Origin of the sequence: Stenotrophomonas sp. PD6 (assembly GCF_049199305.1) — a bacterium.
Taxonomy (GTDB): Bacteria; Pseudomonadota; Gammaproteobacteria; order Xanthomonadales; family Xanthomonadaceae; genus Stenotrophomonas.
On record NZ_JBLZQD010000003.1, the window covers coordinates 37,799 to 59,407 of the forward strand.

The window sequence follows — 21,609 nt, forward strand, 5'->3', positions numbered from 1 at the left end:
TCTGCAGGCCCGTGACGTCTGTGACCGCCCCCTCGAATTGGGACGGCACGCACTGTTGCGGCCCAGAAACCGTGTTGTGCCGGGGCTGGCCGCCCCGACATGCGACAATACTGCACGGTCCAGTTCGGTTTTGTTCAGCCGCTCACCACGATCTTAGAACGTTGGAAAATTGTTAATGGCGCCCATGACGGCTTCCGCAGAATCGCTGGTGCAGTTGAATGACGTGCGTATCGATCGCGGCGGTCGGGCGATCCTGCGCGACGTTTCGCTGTCGGTACCGCGTGGCAGCATCACCGCTGTGCTCGGTCCGTCGGGCAGCGGCAAGTCGACGCTGCTGGCCGCATTGACCGGCGAACTGCGCCCGGCGGCCGGCACGGTCACCCTGTTCGGCAAGCCCATTCCCACCGGCAGCAGCGCGCTTCGCGAGATGCGCCGCAGTGTCGGCGTGCTGCTGCAGGGCAACGGGCTGCTCACCGACCTGACCGTGGCTGAAAACGTCGGCCTGCCGCTGCGCACGCATACCAGGCTGCCGGCCCCGGTGCTGCGCCGGCTGGTGGACATGAAGCTGCATGCGGTGGGCCTGCTGGCCGCCGCTGAAGCGTGGCCGCGCGAACTGTCCGGCGGCATGGCGCGCCGCGTTGCGCTGGCCCGCGCGCTGGCGCTGGACCCGCCGCTGATGATCTACGACGAACCGCTGACCGGGCTGGACCCGATCGCCAGCGGCGTGATCATGAGCCTGATCCAGCGCCTCAACCACAGCCTGGGACTGACCAGCATCATCGTCAGCCACCATGTGCACGAGACCCTGCCGATCTGCGACCAGGTGATCGCGATCGCCAATGGCGGCGTGGTCTTCCAGGGCACCCCCGGCGCGCTCGAGTCCAGCCAGGACCCGTTGCTGCGCCAGTTCCTGCACGGGCAGCCGGACGGCCCGATCCCGTTCGATGCCGCGCCACGCGCGAAGGTGGCCTGATGCCGTTCGTTGAAAGCACCCGTTCACTGGGCCGCGCCGGCCTGTTTTCGCTCACGGTGCTGCGCGGCTCGCTGCCCACCGCCGACTTCCTGGCCGAGCTGACCCGCGAGATCTACAAGATCGGCGCGCGCTCGCTGCCGATCATCGCGGTGGGCGGTGCCTTCGTCGGCCTGGTGCTGACGCTGCAGGGCTACCGCACGCTGACCACGTTCGGCGCCGCCGATGCGCTGTCCACGCTGCTGGGCCTGTCGCTGTACCGCGAACTGGCCCCGGTGTTGACCGCGCTGCTGTTCATTGGCCGCGCCGGCAGCTCCATCGCCGCCGAACTCGGCCTGATGCGCGCCACCGACCAGATCAAGGCGCTGGAGCTGATGGCGATCGACCCGGTGGCCAAGGTCGTGGCGCCGCGCTTCTGGGCGGCGGTGCTGACCGTGCCGCTGCTGACCGGCATCTTCTGTTCGCTGGCGATCAGTGCCAGCTACTTCGAAGCGGTGCACGTGCTCGGCCTGGACAACGGCGTGTTCTGGTCGGCGCTGAGCAACAGCGTGGACTTCTGGGACGACTTCGGCGTGGCGATGCTGAAGTCGGCGATCTTCGGCGGCACCGCCGCGCTGGTCGCCTCGTATGTCGGGTTCCATGCCGAGCCCACCATTGAAGGCACCTCGGTGGCGACCACGCGCGCGGTGGTGAACGCCTCGCTGCTGGTGCTGATGTTCAACTTCGTGCTGTCGGCCATGATGTTCCGCTGACCCGCAAACCCCCCTTTCGCCTTGGGCTTCGGCTCCGGGCACCTGATCAGATACGGTGAGATGAACATGGCCATCCGCGGTCCCAGACTCGAATTTTCCGTCGGCGCGTTCCTGCTGCTGTCGCTGGCCTCGCTGCTGGTGCTGGCGATGGCGTCCACCAACCAGCGCTGGGGCTTCGGCAGCGAGGGCTATGAGCTGAAGGCGCGCTTCACCCAGATCGGCCAGCTGCGCAAGCAGGCGCCGGTGAAGATCGGTGGCGTGGTCGTTGGGCAGGTCGGCAACATCGATCTGGACCCGACCCGCTTCGATTCGATCGTGACCCTGAAGCTGGACCCGAAGTACAAGGATCTGCCGGCCGATACCTCCGCCGGCATATTCACCAGCGGTTTGCTCGGCGAAAGCTATATCGGACTGCAGCCGGGCGGTGACCCGGACGTGCTCAAGTCCGGTGACGAGATCGTCTTCACCCAGCCGGCCGTGGATCTGATCCAGATGGTGGGCAAGTATATGTTCAGCGGTCCGGGCAATACCGGCGCCGCTCCCCAGGAAGCTCCCGGTGCAGCCGCGCCGGCAACGGAACCGCAGAAATGAAAAAGACCCTGATTTCGGCGCTGCTGGCGTCGGCCCTGCTCGCCACCCTGCCCTCGGCGTCCTTCGCCCAGGCCGCCCCTGCCGCCGCCGCTGCTCCGCAGGGGCAGGCCGGCAAGGTCGTGCTCGACGCCAGCACCCGCATCCTGACCACGCTGCAGCAGCGCCGGGCGGAGTTCGACAAGAACCCGGCCGCCCTGCGCAGCTACATCGACAGCGAACTCAACCGCACCTTCGACCGCGACTACGCGGCCCGCCTGGTGCTGGGCGCCAACGCGCGCGGTGCATCCGACGCCGACGTGAAGCTGTTCGCCGATGCCATGGCCGACAACCTGATGCAGCGTTACGGTTCGGCGCTGCTCACCATCCAGGGCAAGCCGAGCTTCCGCCTCAAGGGCGAGCAGCCGCTGCCGGGCAACCGCGGCGTCAAGGTATCCACCGAGCTGCTGCGATCCGGTAGCGAATCGACCCCGGTCGAGTACCTGATGCGTAACGTCAACGGCCAGTGGAAGATCTTCGACGTGAACATCGAAGGCATCTCGTACGTGCAGACCTTCCGTACCCAGTTCGACGGCCCGCTGCGCCAGAAGGGCATCAAGACTGTCGCCAACGACCTGCGCAGCGGCTCCATGCAGGCCGGGCCGGCCGGCAATGGCAAGTAACGCCAGCCTGCAGCTCGAGGGTTCGCGCGCCCGCTTCGCGGGCGTGCTCGACCGTGACGCGGTGGTGGCACTGTGGCCGCAGCTGAAGGCGCTGCCCCAGGCCGTGACCGAGCTGGACATGACCGCCGTGACGCGTGTGGACAGTGCCGGTTTGGCGCTGTTGGCCGAGCTGACGGCACAGGCCCGCAGCAACGGGCGTACGCTTTCCCTCAACGGCACGCCTGCCGGTTTCAACGAACTCAGCGCCGCCTACCGGCTGGCGCCGTCCCTGGATTTCAATGCCCCCTCTGCCGCGAGCTGACATGAACGTCATACGCACCGCCTCCCTTCTCCTGCTGGCCATCGCGCTCAGCGCCTGTGCGGCCAAACCGGCCCGCGACAGTGCGCCGGCCAGCGTGTCCGTGGCGCCCGCCGCTGCCGAGCCCGCCAGCAACGTCGACGCCAGCACGCCCGCGGTGGCCACGGACGCTGCCGCGGGCAGCGCGACGGCGACCGGCGTTGCCGCGGACGCTGTCGACGGCACTGCTTCGACAACCGCTGCCGGTACCGATACACCGCCGACCGGTGCGGAAGACGACTTCGCCGCGTTGTACGGCGGTCCGGCCCCCAGCGCCGACGGCGCCGAACCGGGCCGCTCGCCCTACGATCCGTGGGAAGGCTTCAACCGCCGCGTACACGCGTTCAACAACGTGGTCGACCGCGCCGTGGCCCGCCCGCTGGCCACCGCCTACACCCACGTGGTGCCGCGCTTCGCACGTACCGGCGTGACCAACTTCTTCAGCAACCTGCGTGCCCCGGTCACCATCACCAACCAGCTGCTGCAGGGCCGTCCGGGCGATGCCTGGGACAGCCTGGGGCGGTTCGTCATGAACTCCACGCTGGGCATCGGCGGGCTGTTCGATCCGGCCAGCCGCGCGCTGGTGCCGCGCCGTAGTGAAGACTTCGGCCAGACGCTCGGTGCCTGGGGCTGGCGCAGCTCGCGCTTCGTGGAACTGCCGTTCTTCGGCCCGCGTACCGTGCGCGATGTGTTCGGCCTGGCCGGCGACATTCCGCTGTCGCCGATCCGCACGATCGAAGACGACAAGCTCCGCATCGGTCTGCAGGGCCTGCAGCTGGTCGATATGCGTTCGCAGCTGATGGCACTGGACGACATCCGCGACAGCGCCGTGGACGAGTACGCGCTGACCCGCGACGCGTGGCTGCAGCGCCGCAACTACCAGATCCAGAACGACCTGCGCGGCAAGCGCGAGCGCGGCCGCAACGACGACGACGACGCACCGATCCCGGTCGATGCGATGCCGATGCCCAACTGGGGCAATTGACCAAAAAGAAACCCCGCCATGGCGGGGTTTTTTTTTTGCTTTCCACCAGATGGTTGGCCATTGATGGCGGACGATCGATCAGGCGGCCAGTGCCGCGTCGATGGCGGCCAGCAGGCGGGCGTCTTCGGCCGGGACGTCGGGGGCGAAGCGGGCGATGACCTGGCCGTCGCGGCCGATCAGGAACTTCTCGAAATTCCACAGCACGGCCGGGGCCGGGTTGACGGCAAGGTCCGGATACTTGGCTTCCAGACCGTGCAGCTTTTCGCGCATCGGGCCTTCGCCAGTGGCCGCCGGCTGGGCCTGGGTGAGCTGCTGGTACAGCGGGTGGATGTCATCGCCCGCCACGCTGATCTTGGCGAACATCGGGAAGCTGACGTCGTATTCCAGCTGGCAGAACTGCTGGATCTCCGCCTCGCTGCCCGGCTCCTGGGCCAGGAAGTTGTTGGCCGGGAAACCCAGCACTTCCAGGCCAGCCGCCTGCTTGTCGGCATACAGCGCCTGCAGGCCTTCGTACTGCTTGGTCAGGCCGCACTTGGAGGCGACGTTGACCACCAGCAGCACCTTGCCGCGGTAGTCGGCCAGCGAGCTCGGCTGGCCTTCGATGGTGGTGACGGGAATGTCGTAGACGGTCTGGCTCACGGGTGATCCTGTTCGGAGTGGAGAGGGCCCATCGGATATGTGCCCTGCAGAAGCGAAATCAATCGACGCAGATCGTGCCCTGCGCCACGCCGTTGTCGATGCGCTGGCGGCAGCCGAAGTTCTGGCTCACATCGCGCTGGCAGACGCCGCTGGCCTTGGCACCGGCGACCAGCTCGCCGTCGCCCTGCGCCAGGCACTGGCCACTGCAGTCGGCCTTGGCGCTGCAGGCCTTGCCGGCATCGGCATAGGGCACCACGCACTGCACGCGCTGCAGGCGGCCCAGCGGCTTCAGTTCGCCGCCGGCGGCGGTGCAGGCCGCTGCATCGGCGTTGGCCGCCGTCGATTCCGCAGCGGTTGCGGTCGAGCCGGTTTCAGCACCCGTGGGCGCGGTGCTGCAGCCGGCAAGCGCCAGCAGCAGGGACAACATCAAGGTCAGTCGCATCGATTCAATCCTGGAGGGGAAACCAAAGGTGACATGCAGTGTGTCGACAGCACGTTTCAATCCTGCGCGGTCGGGGTCTCTTCCGCGCCGGTATCGTCATCGTCGCCGGCCGCGTCGGCCAGCAGCAGATCGGTCTGCTCGCTGCCCAGCGTTTCCACACCGCGCAGCCGGCGCTCGATGGTGCGCGTCTTGCGGCTGGCCTCGCCCAGGCTGCGGCCGACCGTACTGATCTGCTTTTCGGCCTTTTCCAGGATGCCGGCGAACTTGCCGAATTCGCTCTTGACCGCGCCCAGCAGGCTCCAGACTTCGCTGGAACGCTGTTCGATGGCCAGCGTGCGGAAGCCCATCTGCAGGCTGTTGAGCAGCGCGGTGACGGTAGTCGGGCCGGCCACCACCACGCGGTGCTCGCGCTGCAGTACATCGACCAGGCCGGGGCGACGGATCACTTCGGCATACAGGCCTTCGGTAGGCAGGAACATCACCGCGAAATCGGTGGTGTGCGGCGGCACGATGTATTTGTCGCAGATCGACTTGGCCTGGATCCGGATCGCGCGTTCCAGCTGCGCGCCCTGCACGCGTACGCCGTCGGCATCGCCCTGCTCCTGCGCGTCGAGCAGGCGCTCGTAGTCTTCGCGCGGGAACTTGGAATCGATCGGCAGCCACACCGGGGTGTCCTCATGGCCGCGCCCGGGCAGGCGCACCGCAATGTCGACCATCTCGCCGCTGTCGGGGCGCACTTTGACGCCGCGCGCGTACTGCTCCTGGGTGAGGGTCTGTTCCAGGATGTTGTCCAACTGCACTTCGCCCCAGCTGCCGCGGTTCTTGACGTTGGTCAACACGCGCTTGAGGTCGCCCACGCCGGTGGCCAGCTGCTGCATCTCGCCGAGCCCACGCTGCACCTGTTCCAGGCGGTCGGAAACCAGCTGGAACGAGGCACCGAGCCGCGCTTCCAGCGTGGTCTGCAGTTTTTCGTCGACGGTGACCCGCATCTGGTCGAGCTTCTCGGCGTTGTCGCGCTGCAGGCTCATGAGCTGCTGCTCCAGCGTGGCGCGCATCTCGCCGATGCGCTGCTCGTTGCGCTGGGTCATTTCCTGCAGACGCAGGCCCAGCGAATCGCCGAGGCGCTGCTGCGATTGGCCGGTTTCTTCGCGGCCCAGGCGTGCGTCTTCGATCAACAGCTGACGCAGCGCGGCCTGGGCAAGTCCATTTTCCTCGCGCGCCTTGCGTGCGTCTTCGCCCAGCGCATCGCGCAGCAGGTCCAGGCGCTGGTCGGTGCGGGTGGAGAGGTCGGTCAGCGCGCGCGCGAAGGTTTCCAGCCGCGCGTCCTGCTGCCGGCCCAGCCCTTCGAGCTGCTCGCGCAGTTCACTGCGGCCGGTCCGCGCTTCCTCGCGCAGGGTCTGCTCGAGGTCGCCATGGCCGGAACGCCGCAGCAGGGCCACCAGCTGCAGGATGAGGACGGCACACAGCAGGCCGCCAAGGATGAGGAATTCAGGTTGCATGGCGGAAGTGTAGGCGGTGCCGGTCTCATCCGCTGCGCCGTGTGCGCCGGTGAGCCGCTGCGGACGTCCCGGAGCGGCCCACGATGCCTCAGAAGCCTTCGAGTACGACCTTGCCGACGGCGCGGTGGCTTTCGATGTGCGCATGCGCGCGGCGCAGGTTGGCCGCGTCGATGCGTCCGTAGTGCTCGCCCAGCGTGGTGCGCAGCACGCCGCCGTCGACCAGTTCGGCCACCCGGTTGAGCAGCACGTGCTGCTGCTGCAGGTCCGGCGTGCCGAAGCTGGAGCGGGTGAACATCGATTCCCAGTGCAGCGACAGGCTCTTGCGCTTGAGCGCCATCACATCGAGCTGGCCCGGGTCGTCGATCAGCGCGAGCTGGCCCTGCGGCGCCAGCGCGGCCACGATCTGCGCGTAGTGCTGGTCGGTGTGGGTAAGGCTGGCCACGTGCGAGACGCTCTCGATCCCGATCCGCGCCAGGCCTTCGGTCAGCGGCTGGCTGTGGTCGATGACGTGGTGGGCGCCCAATGCGTATACCCAGTCCTGGGTATCCGGACGCGAGGCGGTGCCGATCACGGTCAGCCGGGTCAGCTGGCGCGCCAGCTGGACCAGGATCGATCCCACCCCGCCGGCGGCACCGATCACGAGCAGCGTCTGGCCCTCGCCACCGCCTTCGGCGATGCGCAGGCGGTCGAACAGCAGCTCCCAAGCGGTGATGGCGGTCAGCGGCAGCGCGGCGGCGGCTGCGTCGTCCAGGCTGGCCGGCTTGCGCCCCACGATGCGCTCGTCCACCAGCTGGTACTCGGCATTGCTGCCCGGGCGGTTGATGTCGCCGGCGTAGAAGACCGCGTCGCCGGGCTGGAACAGGGTGACCTCGCTGCCCACCGCGTCCACGATGCCGACCGCGTCCCAGCCCAGCACGCGCGGGGCGTCCACGGCCACGTTGCGGCGGATCTTGGTGTCGACCGGGTTCACCGAGACCGCGCGGACCTGCACGCGCAGGTCGCGCGGGCCCGGGGCGGGCACCGGCAGGGTGATGTCGACCAGGGCGGTCGGCTCGGTGATCGGCAGGCCGTGCTGGGTATAGGCGATGGCTTTCATGGGGAGATCCTTGGGTGAGGCGCTCAGGTTCGCCTGCCCTGCCCCGGCCGGAAAGGCGCAGAATGCAGCAGCACTTTCACTCCTGGAATGAAAATGGTCCGCTTCGAGGATCTGCAGCTGTTCGTCCGCACCGCCGCGCTGGGCAGCTTTTCCAGTGCAGCGCGCGAGGCCGACCTGCTGCCCGGCCAGGTGGCCGCCGCCGTGGCCCGGCTGGAGCGCGAGCTGGACCTGCGCCTGTTCGTGCGCTCCACCCGCAGCCTGCGCCTCACCGCCGAAGGCGTGGTCTACCTGCCCTACGCCCAGGACCTGCTGGACACCCTGCACGAGGGCCAGGCGCGGGTGCGCGGCGAGGATGCCGAACTGCGCGGCGTGCTGCAGGTGGCCGCCCCGTCAGACCTGGGCCGCAACGTGCTGCTGCCGTGGCTCACCGAGTTCCGCGCCGCGCATCCCAAGCTGCAGCTGCGCCTGCTGCTGTCCGACCAGGTGGCCGACGTATTCCGCGACCCGGTGGATATCGCGTTCCGGCTGGGCCGTTTCGACACCGCCAGCTATGTGGCGCTGCCGCTGCTGCCCGACAACCGCCGCGTGCTGGTGGCCGCGCCGTCCTATCTGGCCCGGCATGGCGTGCCCACCTCGCTGGACGCGCTCAAGGACCATCACTGCCTGGTCTACCAGCTGGCCGGGCGCCCGTACGACCGCTGGAGCTTCGAGCAGGACGGGCGGCGCGTGGTGGTGCCGGTGCGTGGCCAGCTGGTGTGCGATGACGCCGACGTGGTGCGGCGCTGGGCGGTGGCCGGCGAAGGCATCGTGTTCAAGTCATGGCTGGACGTCTGCGAGGACGTGCGCGCCGGGCGCCTTCAGGTGTTGATGGGGGGCGCCGGCGACAGCCTGCCGCTGAATCTTGTGTGCCCGCATCGCAAGCAGTTCTCGCCTGCGATCCGCCAGCTGCATGCGCTGTGCGCGCAACGCCTGCAACCGCTGCTGACCGATCTGCCGGGACGTGCGCCGCAGCGCTGTTGAGCCGGCGCCGGGTAGCCGACAATGGCCGCCTCCCCCGTAGTCGAGTCACCGCCATGCCGTGGATGGGCATCCAGGACCTGTGGACCTTCGTCATCGCCGTGCTGGTGTTTCTGGCGCTGCCCGGCCCGGGTACCTTCACCCTGCTCACCGCCACCGGGCGCGGCGGCGTGCGCGGCGGCTATACCGCACTGTTCGGGCTGCTGCTGGGCGACCAGATCCTGATGTGGCTGGCGGTGGCCGGCGTGGCCGCCCTGCTCAAGGCCAACCCGCTGGTATTCCACGCCGTGCAGTACCTCGGCGCGGCGTACCTGGTCTGGGTGGGCATCGGCCTGCTGCGCCCGGCGCCGCCGCCCGGCGAGGAGAGCGGCATCCGCCTGCAACCGGGCCATTACTTCCGCCAGGCGGTGCTGATCAGCCTGCTCAATCCCAAGGCCATCATCTTCTACATGGCCTTCCTGCCGCTGTTCATCGACCCGGCACGCCACCAGGGCGTGGCGACCTTTGCGACCATGGCGGTGCTGATCTTCGTACTGAGCCTGGCCTATTGCTCGGCGCTGATCGGCGTGGGCAACCTGCTGCGCCGTCGGATCATCCAGCATCCGCGTGTGGGGGTACTTCTTCGGCGCGTCGCGGGGGTGTTCCTGATCGGGTTTGGCGTGCGGCTGGGGTTGAGCGGCTGACGGATGCGCAGCCACGCATGGCGTGGCTCTACCGCAGGATGCCGCCGACACGTAGAGCCACGCCATGCGTGGCTGAACAACCGGTGCGGTCCATTTGTGCCAGATTCGTCAAACCCGATTGTTTGAAATGATCGTCGGGGGATTCACGACGCCCGGCAGTAGTAATGCTGCGCCGCGTTCGGTCACACTCGGGCACTTGTCGATACCAGTCATCACGTGAGGTCCCATGTCATCGTTGCTACGGCGCAAGTCGCTGGATTCCGTCACCGTCCATGAAGCCGGCCGGCAGCTCGCGCGCACGCTGAGCTGGCCGCACCTGATCGCGCTCGGTATTGGCGCCATCGTCGGGACCGGCATCTACACGCTGATCGGCGTCGGCGCGAACCTGGCCGGCCCGGCGGTGCTGATCTCCTTCGCCATCGCCGGCGCGGTCTGCGCCTGCGCGGCGCTGTCCTACGCCGAACTGTCCACGATGATGCCGGCCGCCGGCAGTGCCTACACCTACAGCTACACCGCGCTGGGCGAGATTTTCGCGTGGGTGGTCGGGTGGAGCCTCATCCTGGAGTACTCGCTGGTGGTGAGTACCGTGGCGGTGGGCTGGTCGGGCTATTTCGTCGGCTTCCTGGAATGGATGCACGGCAACTTCGGCATCGACATCCGCCTGCCGTTGGCCCTGTCGGCCGGCCCGCATGTGGAAGGCGGCGTGTTCAACCTGCCTGCCGTGGTCATCACCTGGGTGGTGGCCGGCGGCCTGATGCTCGGCACCAAGGAAAGCGCCACGCTCAACGCGATCCTGGTGGTGCTGAAGATCATCGCGCTGGGCGTGTTCGTCGCCGTCGCACTGCCCGCCTTCGATGGGGCCAACCTGCATCCGTTCATGCCGCACGGCTTCGCAAAGACGCTGGGCCCGGACGGCGTGGAGCGTGGCGTGATGGCCGCCGCGGCCATCATCTTCTTCGCGTTCTACGGCTTCGATGCCATTTCCACGGCCGCCGAGGAAACCAAGAATCCCGGCCGTGACCTGTCGATCGGCATCATCGGCTCGATGGTCGGCTGCACCATCATCTACATGCTGGTGGCGCTGGCCGCGATCGGCGCGATGAGCTACGCGGTATTCGGCCACAGCGCCGAGCCGCTGGCCCTGATCATGCGCGAACTGGGTCACCCCAAAGCCGCGGCGGTGATTGGCGTGGTCGCCATCCTGGCCCTGCCGACCGTGCTGCTGGCCTTCCTGTTCGGCCAGAGCCGTGTGTTCTTCGTCATGGGCCGCGATGGCCTGCTGCCGCGCGGGCTGTCGGCAGTGAACAAGCGCACCGGCACCCCGGTGGCCACCACGCTGTTCAGTGCCGCGGTGGTGTCGGCCCTGGCGGGCGTGGCGCGGCTGGACGAGATTGCCGCGCTGGCCAACGCCGGTACGCTGGCGGCCTTCACCGCCGTGGGCATCTGCTTGGTGGTGATGCGCAAGCGTGCGCCGGATGCCAAGCGCACCTTCCGCACGCCGGTGGCATGGTTCATCGGCCCGGCGGCGGCGCTGGGCTGCATTTACCTGTTCATGAGCCTGCCGACCAGCACGCAGGTGTACTTCCTGATCTGGAACGCGATCGGGCTGGCGGTGTACTTCCTGTACAGCCGCCGCAATGCGTTGATCGGGCGGTAAGCTCTCGGTAGCGCCGGCCGTTGGCCGGCCTGCACGATGTCTGCAACCCTCAGGAGGGCCGGCCAACGGCCGGCGCTACCGCCGCATGATCCTGCGCCTGCTGCATCACCCGCAGCAGGTTGCCGCCCCAGATGCCGGCGATCTGCTGCTCGGTGTAGCCGTTGCGAAGCAGCCAGGCGGTGATCTTCGGCAGTTCGCTGACGTCCTGCAGGTCGGCCAGGCCGCCACCTCCATCCCAGTCCAGCCCGATGCCCACATGCTCGGGCCCCACCACGGCCAACAGGTGCTCGAGGTGGGCGAACAGATCATCGAGCGTGGCCTTGCGCAGCGGCAGGCGCTGGTCGATCTCCGCCAGGCCCTGCTTCAACGCCTCGCCCTGGGCCATGCTCAGGTCGTCGTACTCGGCACCGATCTGCTTCATCAGGGCCGCTTCGGCCTGGGTGCGCGCATCGTTCTTGCCGGTGGGGATCAGATAGCCGCCATACGCGTTCACCTGGATTACGCCGCCGGCCTTGGCCAACAGCTTCAACCGCGTATCGTCGAGGTTGCGCGGATGGTTGTAGATCGCCTTGGACGCGCTGTGCGACAGCACGAACGGCACCGGCATGCGCTGGATCAGGTCGTCGAACACCGCGTCCGACGCGTGCGACTGGTCGATCACGATGCCCAGCCGCACCGCCTCATCCACCAGCGCCTTGCCGGCCGGGCTCAGGCCCTTCCATTCGGCGCCCTTGCTGTCGGTGGCGGAATCGGCGAACTCGTTGTTGGCGAAGTGCACCGTGCTGAGCAGGCGCAGGCCGGCCAGGTGATAGAAGCTGAGCAGTGAGGGGTCATCCACCAGCGGGCTGGCGTTTTCCATGCTGATGTAGACCACGCGCTTGCCGGCGGCCTTGATGCGGGCGGCATCGGCAGGGGTCAGGGCCAGCGCGAAGGTGTCCGGATGGGCGGCGAGCATTTCGCGGATTTCCATCAACCGCAGCAGGCCGGCATCGCGGTCGTGCTGGTGTGCGGCCGGGCTGCGGTCGCCCTGGTCGGTGTAGATGGCCCAGAAGCCACCGTCCAACGCGCCCTCACGCATGCGCGGCAGATCCACCTGCGACAGCGCGTTGTGGTCGTGCCGCTGGAGGATGTCGAAGCCTTCGCGGTGGAAGTTGGCCGGCGTGTCGAGATGGCTGTCGAGGGTGAGCAGCTTGTTCTGCAGCGTGGTTGCCCGCGCCAGCTCCTGCGCGGTGAACTCGATGGCGTGGGCGGACAACGGCGCGCACAGCGCCAGCGACACCAGCAGGGAAAGACTGCGCAACGTCATGACGCCTCTCTTTTTGTTGGGACCGCGCCTTGCGTGGCGCGGTTTCGATCCGGGTCCGCGAAGCCACGCAGGGCCTGGCTCTACCGCGGGTCACATGCGCCGGGCAGCGCCCGGGTCATGCATGCCGGGCAGAGCCCGGCGCTACGTCAATCCAATACGCGGCAGAACACGGCCTTGAGGTAACGCGATTCCTGCACGTGGGCCATGAACGGGTGGTCCGGGCCGGCACCGGCGACCTTGAGGATCTGGATGGTGCGGCCGGAGTAGAACGCCGCACGGCGCAACATGTCCAGGAACTGGTCCTCGGCGACCAGGCCGGTGCACGAGAACGTGGCGAACAGCCCACCGGGCTTGACCACGCCCAGCGCCAGCTTGTTCATGTCCAGGTACTTCTTCAGCGCGCTGATGACCTGGTCGCGGTCGCGGGTCATCTTGGCCGGGTCCAGGATCACCACGTCGTACTTCTCGCCGCGGTTGGCCGCGTCGCGCAGCCACGGGAAGACGTCGGACTGGATGTACTTCGGGCGCACGTTGTTGAGGCGCGAGTTGCCCTTGGCGATGTTGATCACGTCTTCATCGATATCGATGCCGACCACTTCCGACGCGCCGCGCACGGCGGCGTACACCGCAAAGCCACCGGTGTTGCAGCACAGGTCGAGCACGCTCTTGCCTTCGACCTGCTGGCTGAGCCACTCGCGGTTCTCGCGCTGGTCGGCGAAGAAGCCGGTCTTGTGCGCGCCGGCCGGGTCGGCGCGGAACTTCACGCCGTACTCGGTGATCACCGACGCTTCGGTGGTGGTGTTGCCGTGGAAATCGAAACTTTCCTGCTTCTGCACGTGTTCGTCGGCGAAGCTGTGGAAACGGCAGCCCGGGAACTGCTCGCGCAGCGCCTCGTAGATCCATTCGCGGTGGCGGAACATGCCGGCGGCGAAGAATTCGACCACCACCAGGTCCGCATAGCGGTCCACCACCAGGCCGGACAGGCCGTCGCCTTCGCTGTGGACCACGCGCCAGGCGTCGGACACGGCGTCCAGCTTGAGCACGTCACGGCGCAGCGACACCGCCTGGGCGATCTTGCGCGAGAACCAGCCCGCGTCCACCGGGACGCTCTGATCGGTTTCCAGGATACGGACGGCAATGCGCGAATGGCCATTGTAGAAACCGCGACCGATCCACTCCCCGTCCACGCCAACCACGTCGACGATGGCGCCGGGCTTGGGCCGGACGACGGGCTTTTCGACCAGTTTCTGGAAGATCCACGGGTGGCTGGAGCGCCAGGCGTTCTTGAGGCGGACTACGGGAGTGGGGACGTTATTCATGCGCCTATTGTAGACGGGCACCGGCCCGGCCCGGCAGGCGGCCTATTTGACGCCGGCCGGTTCACCCCGCAGAATCGGCCCCAGAAGGGGAGTAGCTCCCAGACGTTGTCGCCGTCAATTCGAGCCCGCAGGCTCCGGTGCAACGGCAGTCCCACCCGGTGGGATTGCGAGCGAGACCTTCGCCGTATGGCGAAGCTCTGTCCCCGGATCCCCTCTGATCCTCCGTTGCAGATCCTCGCCGTCCGGCTTGAGGCATTTCTTTTATCCAACGGAAAAACCCATGCAGACGATCGGTAATTTGTGGTTGTGGGGCGGCTTCGGCGCGGTGGTGATCATCGCGCTGCTGGTCGACCTGGTATTGATGCGCCACGGCGGCCCGCACAAGGTCACCTTCAAGGAAGCCCTGTGGTGGTCCATTGGCTGGGTCGTGCTGGCGCTGGCCTTCAACGGCGGCCTCTGGTACTACCTGAACGAAACCGCCGGCCAGGTGGTGGCCAACAAGGTGGGCCTGGAGTTCCTGACCGGTTACCTGGTAGAGAAGGCGCTGGCGGTCGACAACATCTTCGTGTTCCTGATGATCATGGGCTACTTCGCGGTGCCCGAGGAACAGCGCCAAAAGGTGCTTATCATCGGCATCCTGGGCGCGATCGTGCTGCGTACGATCATGATCTTCGCCGGCAGCGTGCTGCTGACCAAGTTCCATTGGCTGCTCTACGTGTTCGGCGCGTTCCTGCTCTTCACCGGTTGGAAGATGTGGTTCTCGGCCGGCCAGGAGCCGGATCTGGAGACCAACCCTGCCCTGCGCTGGATGCGCAAGCACCTGCGCCTGCTGCCCGATTACGCCGGCAATGCCATGAGCGTCATGCGCGACGGCAAGCGCTGGTACACCCCGCTGTTCGTGGTGCTGATCCTGATTGCCGTCACCGACGTGATCTTCGCGGTGGACAGCATCCCGGCGATCTTCGCCATCACCACCGACCCGTTCATCGTGCTGACCTCGAACGTGTTCGCGGTGCTGGGCCTGCGCGCCATGTTCTTCCTGCTGGCCGGCATGGCCGACCGCTTCCACCTGCTGCCGTACGGCCTGGCCCTGGTGCTGGCGTTCATCGGCATCAAGATGATGCTGATCGACATCTTCAAGATCCCCACCCCGATCTCGCTGGGCGTGGTGGCCCTGATCATCGCCGCCACGGTGGTGCTGAGCCTGAAGAACCCGCCGAAAGAAGGCGGTCACGCCTGACCTGCATGCCGTCGGCGGGATTGTCCCGCCGGCGGCACTACTCTCTCCCGCCGCGTTGCCCTTGTGTTCAGGCTGACGCGACGCAATCCCTTTGGGTATGAACGCCAACCTGCCCCTGCCTGCCGGCGAGCCGCCGGTCTCCCCCCGCAACGACCGTGGTCGTGTGATGCGGGCGTTCAACCTGAGCCTGGCCTTCGTGCTGGTGCTGGTGGCGGTGTTCTCCGCCCAAGGGCATTTCGACTGGCGGCCCTGGGCCGTCGCGCCGCTGGACAAGACCGGCCTGCTCGGCATCCTGGGCGCGCCGCTGCTGCACGGTTCGGTCCAGCATCTGGGCGCGAACAGCATTGCCCTGCTCATCCTCGGCACCCTGGCCGGCAGCGTGTATCCCAAGGCCACGCTGCGCGCGCTGCCGCTGCTGTGGATCGGTTCGGGTCTGGGCGCGTGGCTGCTGGGCGATATCGGCAGCCACCATCTGGGCGCCAGCGGCATCACCCACGGGCTGATGTTCCTGGTGTTCGTGCTTGGCCTGCTGCGCCGCGATCGCCCGGCGATTGCCGCCGGCCTGATCGCCTTCCTGTTCTACGGCAGCATGCTGATCACCATCCTTCCGCACGAACCGGGCGTGTCCTGGCAGTCGCACATGGGTGGCGCGTTGGGCGGCATCGTCAGCGCGTTGCTGTTCCGCCTGTCCGACCCGATGGCCCCGCGCAAGCGTTACAGCTGGGAGGACGAGGACGAAGAGGGCTATGACACGCAGCGCGACGGCGACCTGGAGCCGCCCTCACCCACCCGCGTGCCGGTGCTGTGGCAGCCGCGCGAGGGGCATGACTTCGTGGTGTTGCCGTTCCGCAGGCCTGACGAACGTTGATCCATCGCGCGGACACGCATGGCGTGTCTCTACGCGGCCGTAGCGACACGCCATGCGTGTCCCACGTATCGCCTGGACCCGAGGCCAAACCGGCAACCCCCATCAACGCTGACCCGGTAGCGCCGGCCATTGGCCGGCCACTGCATCAATTGCCGGCAGTCGCCGCCCCGTCGCCATCCACCGCCCTGCGCCCCAGCGCCGGATCATCGGTGAAGAACGCATCGATCCCCGTCGCCAGGTAGGCACGCATCTCCGCCACCGACCCCTCCGCATTGCGCGCATTGGCCTCACCCTTGCGGAACTCGGCGGCCTGGAACGGGTTTTCCGGGCGGAAGGTATACGGCACCACCATGAGGCCGGCCGCATGCGCGTCGCGCACCAGCGTGGTCGGCGTGCCCAGGCGCCCGTTGGCATCCAGCGGAATCACCATGCGCAGGCTCGGCCCGATGCCGTCGGCATACCCGGCAATCTGGTCCAGCCCGGCCGGGGTGATCATGTCGGCGTAGCGCTGGCTGCCCTTGGCGGCAAGTACGTCGCCCGGCTGCTGCTTGGGGTCGCCCAGCAGCTGCAGCAGGCGGATGTTGCTGTCGCGGCCCAGCTTGTTGCGCAGGTAACGCAGGTTGCCAACCTCGAAGGACTGGATCGTCACCGGGGCCACCTTGGTATACGGGTTGGCCTGCAGGGCCTTGACCAGCGCGTCTTCCATCGGCAGCCCGATGCCCTTGAAGTAGGTGCCGTGCTTGATCTCCGGCACCAGGCCGATGCCGCGGTTGGCGCGACCGGCCTGCTGGACGAGGAAGGCGATGATCTCGTCCAGCGTGGCGATGCGGAATTGGCCATCGAAGCCCGTGCTGCGCAGCTGCGGCAGGCGCTCGCGTGCATAGAGGGTCTTCAGCTCGGCCACGGTGAAGTCTTCGGTGAACCAGCCTTCGACGCGCTCGCCATCAATGGTCTTGGTGGTCTTGCGGCTGGCGAACTCGGGATGGGCGGCGACGTCGGTGGTGCCCCCGATCTCGTTCTCGTGGCGCGACACCATCACACCGTCCTTGGTCATCACCAGGTCCGGCTCGATGTAGTCGGCACCATCGGCAATGGCCTGGGCGTAGGACGCCAGGGTGTGCTCGGGCAGCAGCGCGCTGGCGCCGCGATGGCCATACACCGCCGCCTTGCGCGGCGCGGGAGAGGTGGATTCGGCGCTCATGGCCACCGATGGTGCCACGGCCAGCGACAACAGCAAGGCACTACCCCACAACGACTTCGACACTGCAAACCCCTGTTGGTACGTCGGCCCGCGCCAACGCGGCGGGGGCGTGGAATGAACGCGCGTATTGTGGTGGCGCGGTGTTACAGCGGCAAGAAACGGAGGCCGGTGTCACAGTCTTTGAGGTAACGGCATCGGCAGGCGGAAAGCCTGGACACGCATGGCGTGTCCCTCGCATCACTTGCCGATACAGAAGCTCGAGAAGATCCTGCCCAGCAGATCGTCGGCGCTCATCCGCCCGGTTATCTCGCCCAGCGCTTCGTGCGCCAGCCGCAGCTCCTCGGCCGCCAGCTCCAGATGCTCGTGCACCAGCTCCGCTTCGGCGCGCTCGGCATGGTCGATCGTCAGGCTGATGGCCTCCACGTGGCGGGCGCGGGCGGAGAACTCGCCCTCCACGCTGTCGCCAGCACTGCCGCTGGCCAGTTCGCGCAGGCGGGTGTGCAGCAGGTCCAGGCCCTGGCCGGTGGCGGCGGAGACATGCACCACGTTGGCGTCGATGTCGGCCGGCAGGGTCTCCAGCAGGTCGCTCTTGTTGTGGATCCACAGCTGCTGCGGTACGTCGGCAATCGCGTCGGCCACCGCCGCGTGGCCGGCCTGCGGGTCGCGCGCGTCCAGCACGATGATCGCCAGGTCGGTGCGCTGCATCTCGGCGCGGGCGCGGCGCATGCCCTCGCGTTCGATGGCGTCGCCGCCGTCGCGAAGGCCGGCGGTGTCGACCAGGGTCAGCTCCAGCCCGTCGATGCGGATGGTTTCGCGCAGGGTGTCGCGGGTGGTGCCGGCGATGTCGGTGACGATGGCCCGTTCGCTGCCCGCCAGCGCATTGAGCAGGGAGCTCTTGCCGGCATTGGGCGGTCCGACCAGCACGGCGTGCAGGCCGTCGCGCAGCCTGCGCCCGCGTTCGGCATCCGCGCGCAGCGTCACCAGCGCGCGCAGCACCTCGCCCAGGCCCAGCCGTACCTGCTCGCCGCCGAGGGTGTCGAGCGGCTCGTCGGCGAAGTCGATGGCCGCCTCCACGTGGATGCGCAGCCGCACCAGCTGCTCACCGGCAGCGTCCACGCGGCGCGAGAACACCCCGTCGAGCGAACGGCGCGCGGCGCGCGCGGCGCGGGTATCGCTGGCGGCGATCAGGTCGGCGATGGCCTCGGCCTGGGCCAGGTCGAGCTTGCCGTTGAGGAAGGCGCGCTCGCTGAACTCGCCGGGGCGCGCCTGCCGCGCCCCCAGTGCGATGCAGCGCGCGACCAGCTGCTGCAGGACCACCGGGCTGCCGTGGCCCTGCAGTTCCACCACGTCTTCGCCGGTAAAGCTGCGCGGATTCGGGAAGTACAAGGCGATGCCGTCATCCAGCACCTCGCCGGCGGCATCGCGGAAGCGCGCGTAGTGCGCGTGCCGCGGCTGCAGCGGCGGGCAGCCCAGCGCGGTGGCGATGCGCAGTGCCTGCGGGCCGGAGACCCGCAGCATGCCCACCCCACCGGCACCGGGCGCAGTGGCGATGGCGACGATGGTGTCAGCCGAGGCGTTCATGGCTCAGAGCTTCTCCAGCTGCGCGCGGGCCTGGGCGGCGCCGCTACCCTGCGGCTGCAACGCCAGGTAGGTGGTGTAGGCCTGCTTCGCCTTGGCGGTGTTGCCCGCGTGGAAATAGGCATCGCCCAGGTTGAGGTGGGCCACCGCACGCGAGGGATCGATCTTCAGGGTGTTCTCCAGCCAGCGCGCTGCTTCGGCATAGCGCTGCTGGCGGTAGTAGACGAACCCGAGGTTGTTGGCGGCCTGGGCGAAGTCCGGGCGCAGCTTCAGCGCTTCGGTGAACTGCGCCGCAGCGGCGTCGTAGCGCTTCTCGCGGTACAGCTGCAGGCCGCGGTCGTTGGCCTGCTGGGCGCGCTGGCGGTCGGAGGTCGGCACCGCCGCCGGCACCACCAGCGTGCTCTTGCCGCCCTGCAGGTCGGCCACGGTCACCGGCGCCTCGCCCGGCGGCTTGGCGTCCTGCGCCGCATCCACCCGGTTGTTGAGCGCGATCGCATCGGCCGACAGCTGGCGGGTATCGGCGTTGAGGTATTCCTGGCTGTCGGGCACCTGGAACACGAACTCGCCGCCCTGCGAACCGGGCAGGCTGCCGAACGCGGGGGTCTGCTGCGACACGGCCGAGACCGCCGGCGCCACATACGCGGCCAGCTCGGTACCGGTGATCAGGCCGTCGCCATTGAGGTCGCCCTTGCCGGCCAGTGCCTGCAGCAGCACCCAGGTGAACACCGAGTGGCCGTTCGGGCCGCTGTCGGCCACCTGCTGGTCGCTGCCGCCGGCGGTGAGCATCTGCCGCGCACTGCGCTTGGCATTCTCACGCAGGAACGCGGACGAGGACGGACCGCCGCGGGTGAGGCCCAGGCCGCTGTAGCAGGCGTCCATGACGAACATCACGTGCTTGGCCTGCATGCTTTCGGCGATGTTCTGGATGTCGGTCATCGCGATCGCGTCGGTGGCGAACTCGTTCGGGTCCGAATCCACCGGGATGATGTAGCCCAGGTCGCGGCCCGAGGCCAGCCGGCGGGTGGCGCCATGCCCGGCGAAGAACACGAACACGCGGTCGTTGCGGCCGGTGCGGTCATCGGCCAGCCGGTCGTGGAACGCGGCCAGGATGTTGTTGCGGGTGGCCTGCTTGTCCTTCAGCACGATCACCTGCGAGGACGGGAACTTGAACTGCCCGGTGAGCGTGTCGGCAATGGCCTGCGCATCGTGGCTGGCGTACTCCAGCCGCGGCCACTTGGCGTACTCGTCGATGCCGATCACGATCGCCCACGACTTCTCATAGCCGGTGGTCACCGTGGCTTCGCTGGCGGCGGCGCTACGCGGGCGGCTCACGGTGAATTCGCGGCCGTTCCAGCCGGCGAACTGGTAGCCCTCGGCGATCAGGCGGTCCAGGATCTGCGGCAGCGCCTTCACCGCACGGTCGTGGATGTCGTGGAACAGGATGATGCCGCGCTGCTCCTTCTGCACCTGGTCGAGCACGCGCTGCACGATCGATTCCGGCACCGGGTCGGCCCAGTCCATGGAATCGATGTTCCACATGATCGACTTCAGCCCTGCTTCGTTGAGCAGCTGCAGGCCTTCGGCATTGCGCGCGCCATACGGGAAGCGGAACAGCGGGGCGCGGCGCTTGTCCACGTCCTTCAGCAGCGTGTCGGTAACCAGCACCTGCTCGCGGAGCGCATCGCCGGTGGTGCGCGACAGCTGCGCGTGGGTCAGGCTGTGGTTGCCCACCGCGTAGCCCTGCTCCATCAGGTTGCGGCTGATGCCGGCCAACGGACCCAGCTTGACGCTGCCATCGGGGTGCACCTCGCCCAGGTTGCGGCCCACTTCGAAGAACACGCCGGGCACGTCGTAGCGCTTGAGGATCGCCACCACTTCGTCGGTATAGGCCTTGTGCGGGCCGTCGTCGAAGCTCAGCACCACGGTCTTGGGCGGCAGGTCGCGGCCGAAGACCTCGCGGTCGCTGTCCTTCATCGACATCGGGTAGGGCTCGATTACGCCGTAGTCGCGCAGGATCGCGTCGCGGGTGTACTGCTTGCGCAGGTGGGCGATGTAGTCGTCCCACTTCTCGCGCTTGAGGGTGATCGCGCGCGTCCGCTCGAAGCGGCTGAAGATGCGGGTGATTTCCTGGTTGTAGTTGCGCTCGATCTCATCCAGCGCCTCCAGGTCTTCGCCGACGCGCTGATGCAGTTTCACCGCCGGCAGCGAGGAATCGGTGCCGATGCGGTCGTGCAGGTCGCGCAGTACTTCGCGGAAGGCCAGGCGGTCGGCGTCGTACAGCTCCGGCGCCGATTCGATGTAGTCCAGCACCGTGCCCAGGGTGGTGAAGCGTTGCGGTGCACTGCCGGTGAGCAGCGTGTTGAAGAGCGCGGCGATGGCCTGGCGTTGTTCCAGGCCGTCGTGGAACAGCTGCTGGCCGATGCGGCTCGAGGTGGCACGGTCCGCAGGGGTTTGCTGCGCCTCGTCGGCCAGCAGCACGATGATGCGGCGATGGCCATCGAGCTGCTTCTGCAGCGCGGTAAGCAGCGGGGCGGCGGCGGGATCGGCAGCGGCAGCCGCCTGGGCGCTCGGCTGGGTGGGCGTCTTCGGCGCGGCGGGGTCGTTGTTGCCGCAGCTGGCGACGGCCAGGGTGAGCAGCAGGGTGGAGGACAGGCGGACCAACGACGACGCACGGGGCATGGGGGGCTCGGGGGTGAAGCGGGTGGGGGCTGGTGGGGATTGTATCGCTGGCAAAGAAAAACCCGCCGGGGGGCGGGTTTTTCGAGGGGCA

The 21,609-nt window shown here is 67.9% G+C and carries 20 protein-coding genes; 11 read left to right on the top strand and 9 right to left on the bottom strand.

The window, feature by feature from the left end:
• The first annotated feature begins 184 nt into the window (after positions 1–184).
• The 6 genes from ACOZHM_RS05960 (at position 185) to ACOZHM_RS05985 (ending at position 4,294) form a co-directional block, all read left to right on the top strand.
• A complete protein-coding gene (locus ACOZHM_RS05960; protein ID WP_421568164.1) occupies positions 185–973 on the top strand; it encodes an ABC transporter ATP-binding protein in 789 nt (262 codons plus the stop codon).
• Positions 973–1,722 carry an MlaE family lipid ABC transporter permease subunit gene (locus tag ACOZHM_RS05965; protein WP_421568165.1) on the top strand — a complete coding sequence of 250 codons (750 nt, stop codon included), beginning with the start codon at positions 973–975 and terminating at the stop codon, positions 1,720–1,722. The genes ACOZHM_RS05960 and ACOZHM_RS05965 overlap by 1 nt, the downstream gene beginning before the upstream one ends.
• A gap of 66 nt (positions 1,723–1,788) precedes the next feature.
• Complete coding sequence (gene mlaD, locus ACOZHM_RS05970; RefSeq protein ID WP_421568608.1) at positions 1,789–2,313, top strand: outer membrane lipid asymmetry maintenance protein MlaD; 525 nt, start codon at positions 1,789–1,791, stop codon at positions 2,311–2,313.
• Positions 2,310–2,972, top strand: a complete 663-nt coding sequence (locus ACOZHM_RS05975; protein ID WP_421568167.1) for an MlaC/ttg2D family ABC transporter substrate-binding protein — start codon at positions 2,310–2,312, stop codon at positions 2,970–2,972. The genes mlaD and ACOZHM_RS05975 overlap by 4 nt, the downstream gene beginning before the upstream one ends.
• On the top strand, positions 2,962–3,273 hold the full coding sequence (locus ACOZHM_RS05980) for an STAS domain-containing protein (RefSeq protein ID WP_421568168.1): 312 nt from the start codon (positions 2,962–2,964) through the stop codon (positions 3,271–3,273). Before ACOZHM_RS05975 ends, ACOZHM_RS05980 begins: the two co-directional genes overlap by 11 nt.
• A 1-nt stretch (position 3,274) precedes the next feature.
• On the top strand, positions 3,275–4,294 hold the full coding sequence (locus tag ACOZHM_RS05985; RefSeq protein ID WP_421568169.1) for an MlaA family lipoprotein: 1,020 nt from the start codon (positions 3,275–3,277) through the stop codon (positions 4,292–4,294).
• A gap of 78 nt (positions 4,295–4,372) precedes the next feature.
• On the opposite strand, the gene ACOZHM_RS05990 is transcribed toward ACOZHM_RS05985, so the two are convergent.
• The 4 genes from ACOZHM_RS05990 to ACOZHM_RS06005 form a co-directional block, all read right to left on the bottom strand.
• The gene (locus ACOZHM_RS05990; RefSeq protein WP_421568170.1) at positions 4,373–4,933 is read right to left on the bottom strand and encodes a glutathione peroxidase; all 561 of its coding nucleotides are present in this window, start codon (positions 4,931–4,933) and stop codon (positions 4,373–4,375) included.
• A gap of 58 nt (positions 4,934–4,991) precedes the next feature.
• Positions 4,992–5,375 (bottom strand): hypothetical protein, encoded by a 384-nt coding sequence (locus tag ACOZHM_RS05995; protein WP_421568171.1) that lies wholly within the window; start codon positions 5,373–5,375, stop codon positions 4,992–4,994.
• A 56-nt stretch (positions 5,376–5,431) separates the two neighbouring features.
• Positions 5,432–6,874: a DNA recombination protein RmuC gene (gene rmuC, locus ACOZHM_RS06000; protein WP_421568172.1), complete on the bottom strand. Its 1,443-nt coding sequence runs from the start codon at positions 6,872–6,874 to the stop codon at positions 5,432–5,434.
• A gap of 88 nt (positions 6,875–6,962) precedes the next feature.
• The gene (locus tag ACOZHM_RS06005) at positions 6,963–7,970 is read right to left on the bottom strand and encodes a zinc-binding alcohol dehydrogenase family protein (RefSeq protein ID WP_421568173.1); all 1,008 of its coding nucleotides are present in this window, start codon (positions 7,968–7,970) and stop codon (positions 6,963–6,965) included.
• A gap of 87 nt (positions 7,971–8,057) precedes the next feature.
• Here ACOZHM_RS06005 and ACOZHM_RS06010 point away from each other — a divergent pair, with 87 nt between their 5' ends.
• The 3 genes from ACOZHM_RS06010 (at position 8,058) to ACOZHM_RS06020 (ending at position 11,327) form a co-directional block, all read left to right on the top strand.
• Positions 8,058–8,990, top strand: coding sequence for a LysR family transcriptional regulator (locus ACOZHM_RS06010; RefSeq protein WP_421568175.1), 933 nt, complete (start codon positions 8,058–8,060; stop codon positions 8,988–8,990).
• Between the two features lie 53 nt (positions 8,991–9,043).
• Positions 9,044–9,670, top strand: coding sequence for a leucine efflux protein LeuE (leuE, locus tag ACOZHM_RS06015; protein WP_421568176.1), 627 nt, complete (start codon positions 9,044–9,046; stop codon positions 9,668–9,670).
• Positions 9,671–9,896: 226 nt separating this feature from the next.
• Positions 9,897–11,327 carry an amino acid permease gene (locus tag ACOZHM_RS06020; RefSeq protein ID WP_421568178.1) on the top strand — a complete coding sequence of 477 codons (1,431 nt, stop codon included), beginning with the start codon at positions 9,897–9,899 and terminating at the stop codon, positions 11,325–11,327.
• A gap of 49 nt (positions 11,328–11,376) precedes the next feature.
• Here the strand turns inward: ACOZHM_RS06020 and ACOZHM_RS06025 are convergent, their stop codons facing one another.
• Both ACOZHM_RS06025 and ACOZHM_RS06030 read right to left on the bottom strand, forming a co-directional pair.
• Entirely contained in the window at positions 11,377–12,633 is a 1,257-nt protein-coding gene (locus ACOZHM_RS06025) for a dipeptidase (RefSeq protein WP_421568179.1), read from the bottom strand.
• A gap of 146 nt (positions 12,634–12,779) precedes the next feature.
• Entirely contained in the window at positions 12,780–13,952 is a 1,173-nt protein-coding gene (locus ACOZHM_RS06030) for a class I SAM-dependent rRNA methyltransferase (RefSeq protein ID WP_421568181.1), read from the bottom strand.
• Between the two features lie 280 nt (positions 13,953–14,232).
• Between ACOZHM_RS06030 and ACOZHM_RS06035 the strand changes: the two genes are divergently transcribed.
• Both ACOZHM_RS06035 and ACOZHM_RS06040 read left to right on the top strand, forming a co-directional pair.
• Complete coding sequence (locus tag ACOZHM_RS06035) at positions 14,233–15,192, top strand: TerC family protein (protein WP_421568183.1); 960 nt, start codon at positions 14,233–14,235, stop codon at positions 15,190–15,192.
• Between the two features lie 97 nt (positions 15,193–15,289).
• Positions 15,290–16,060, top strand: a complete 771-nt coding sequence (locus ACOZHM_RS06040; RefSeq protein WP_421568185.1) for a rhomboid family intramembrane serine protease — start codon at positions 15,290–15,292, stop codon at positions 16,058–16,060.
• A 145-nt stretch (positions 16,061–16,205) separates the two neighbouring features.
• On the opposite strand, the gene ACOZHM_RS06045 is transcribed toward ACOZHM_RS06040, so the two are convergent.
• From ACOZHM_RS06045 to ACOZHM_RS06055, 3 genes are all read right to left on the bottom strand, one after another.
• On the bottom strand, positions 16,206–17,261 hold the full coding sequence (locus ACOZHM_RS06045; RefSeq protein ID WP_421568610.1) for a glycerophosphodiester phosphodiesterase: 1,056 nt from the start codon (positions 17,259–17,261) through the stop codon (positions 16,206–16,208).
• A 237-nt stretch (positions 17,262–17,498) separates the two neighbouring features.
• Positions 17,499–18,842 (bottom strand): tRNA uridine-5-carboxymethylaminomethyl(34) synthesis GTPase MnmE, encoded by a 1,344-nt coding sequence (gene mnmE / locus ACOZHM_RS06050; RefSeq protein WP_421568186.1) that lies wholly within the window; start codon positions 18,840–18,842, stop codon positions 17,499–17,501.
• Between the two features lie 3 nt (positions 18,843–18,845).
• On the bottom strand, positions 18,846–21,518 hold the full coding sequence (locus ACOZHM_RS06055) for a polysaccharide deacetylase family protein (RefSeq protein WP_421568187.1): 2,673 nt from the start codon (positions 21,516–21,518) through the stop codon (positions 18,846–18,848).
• Between the last annotated feature and the right edge of the window lie 91 nt (positions 21,519–21,609).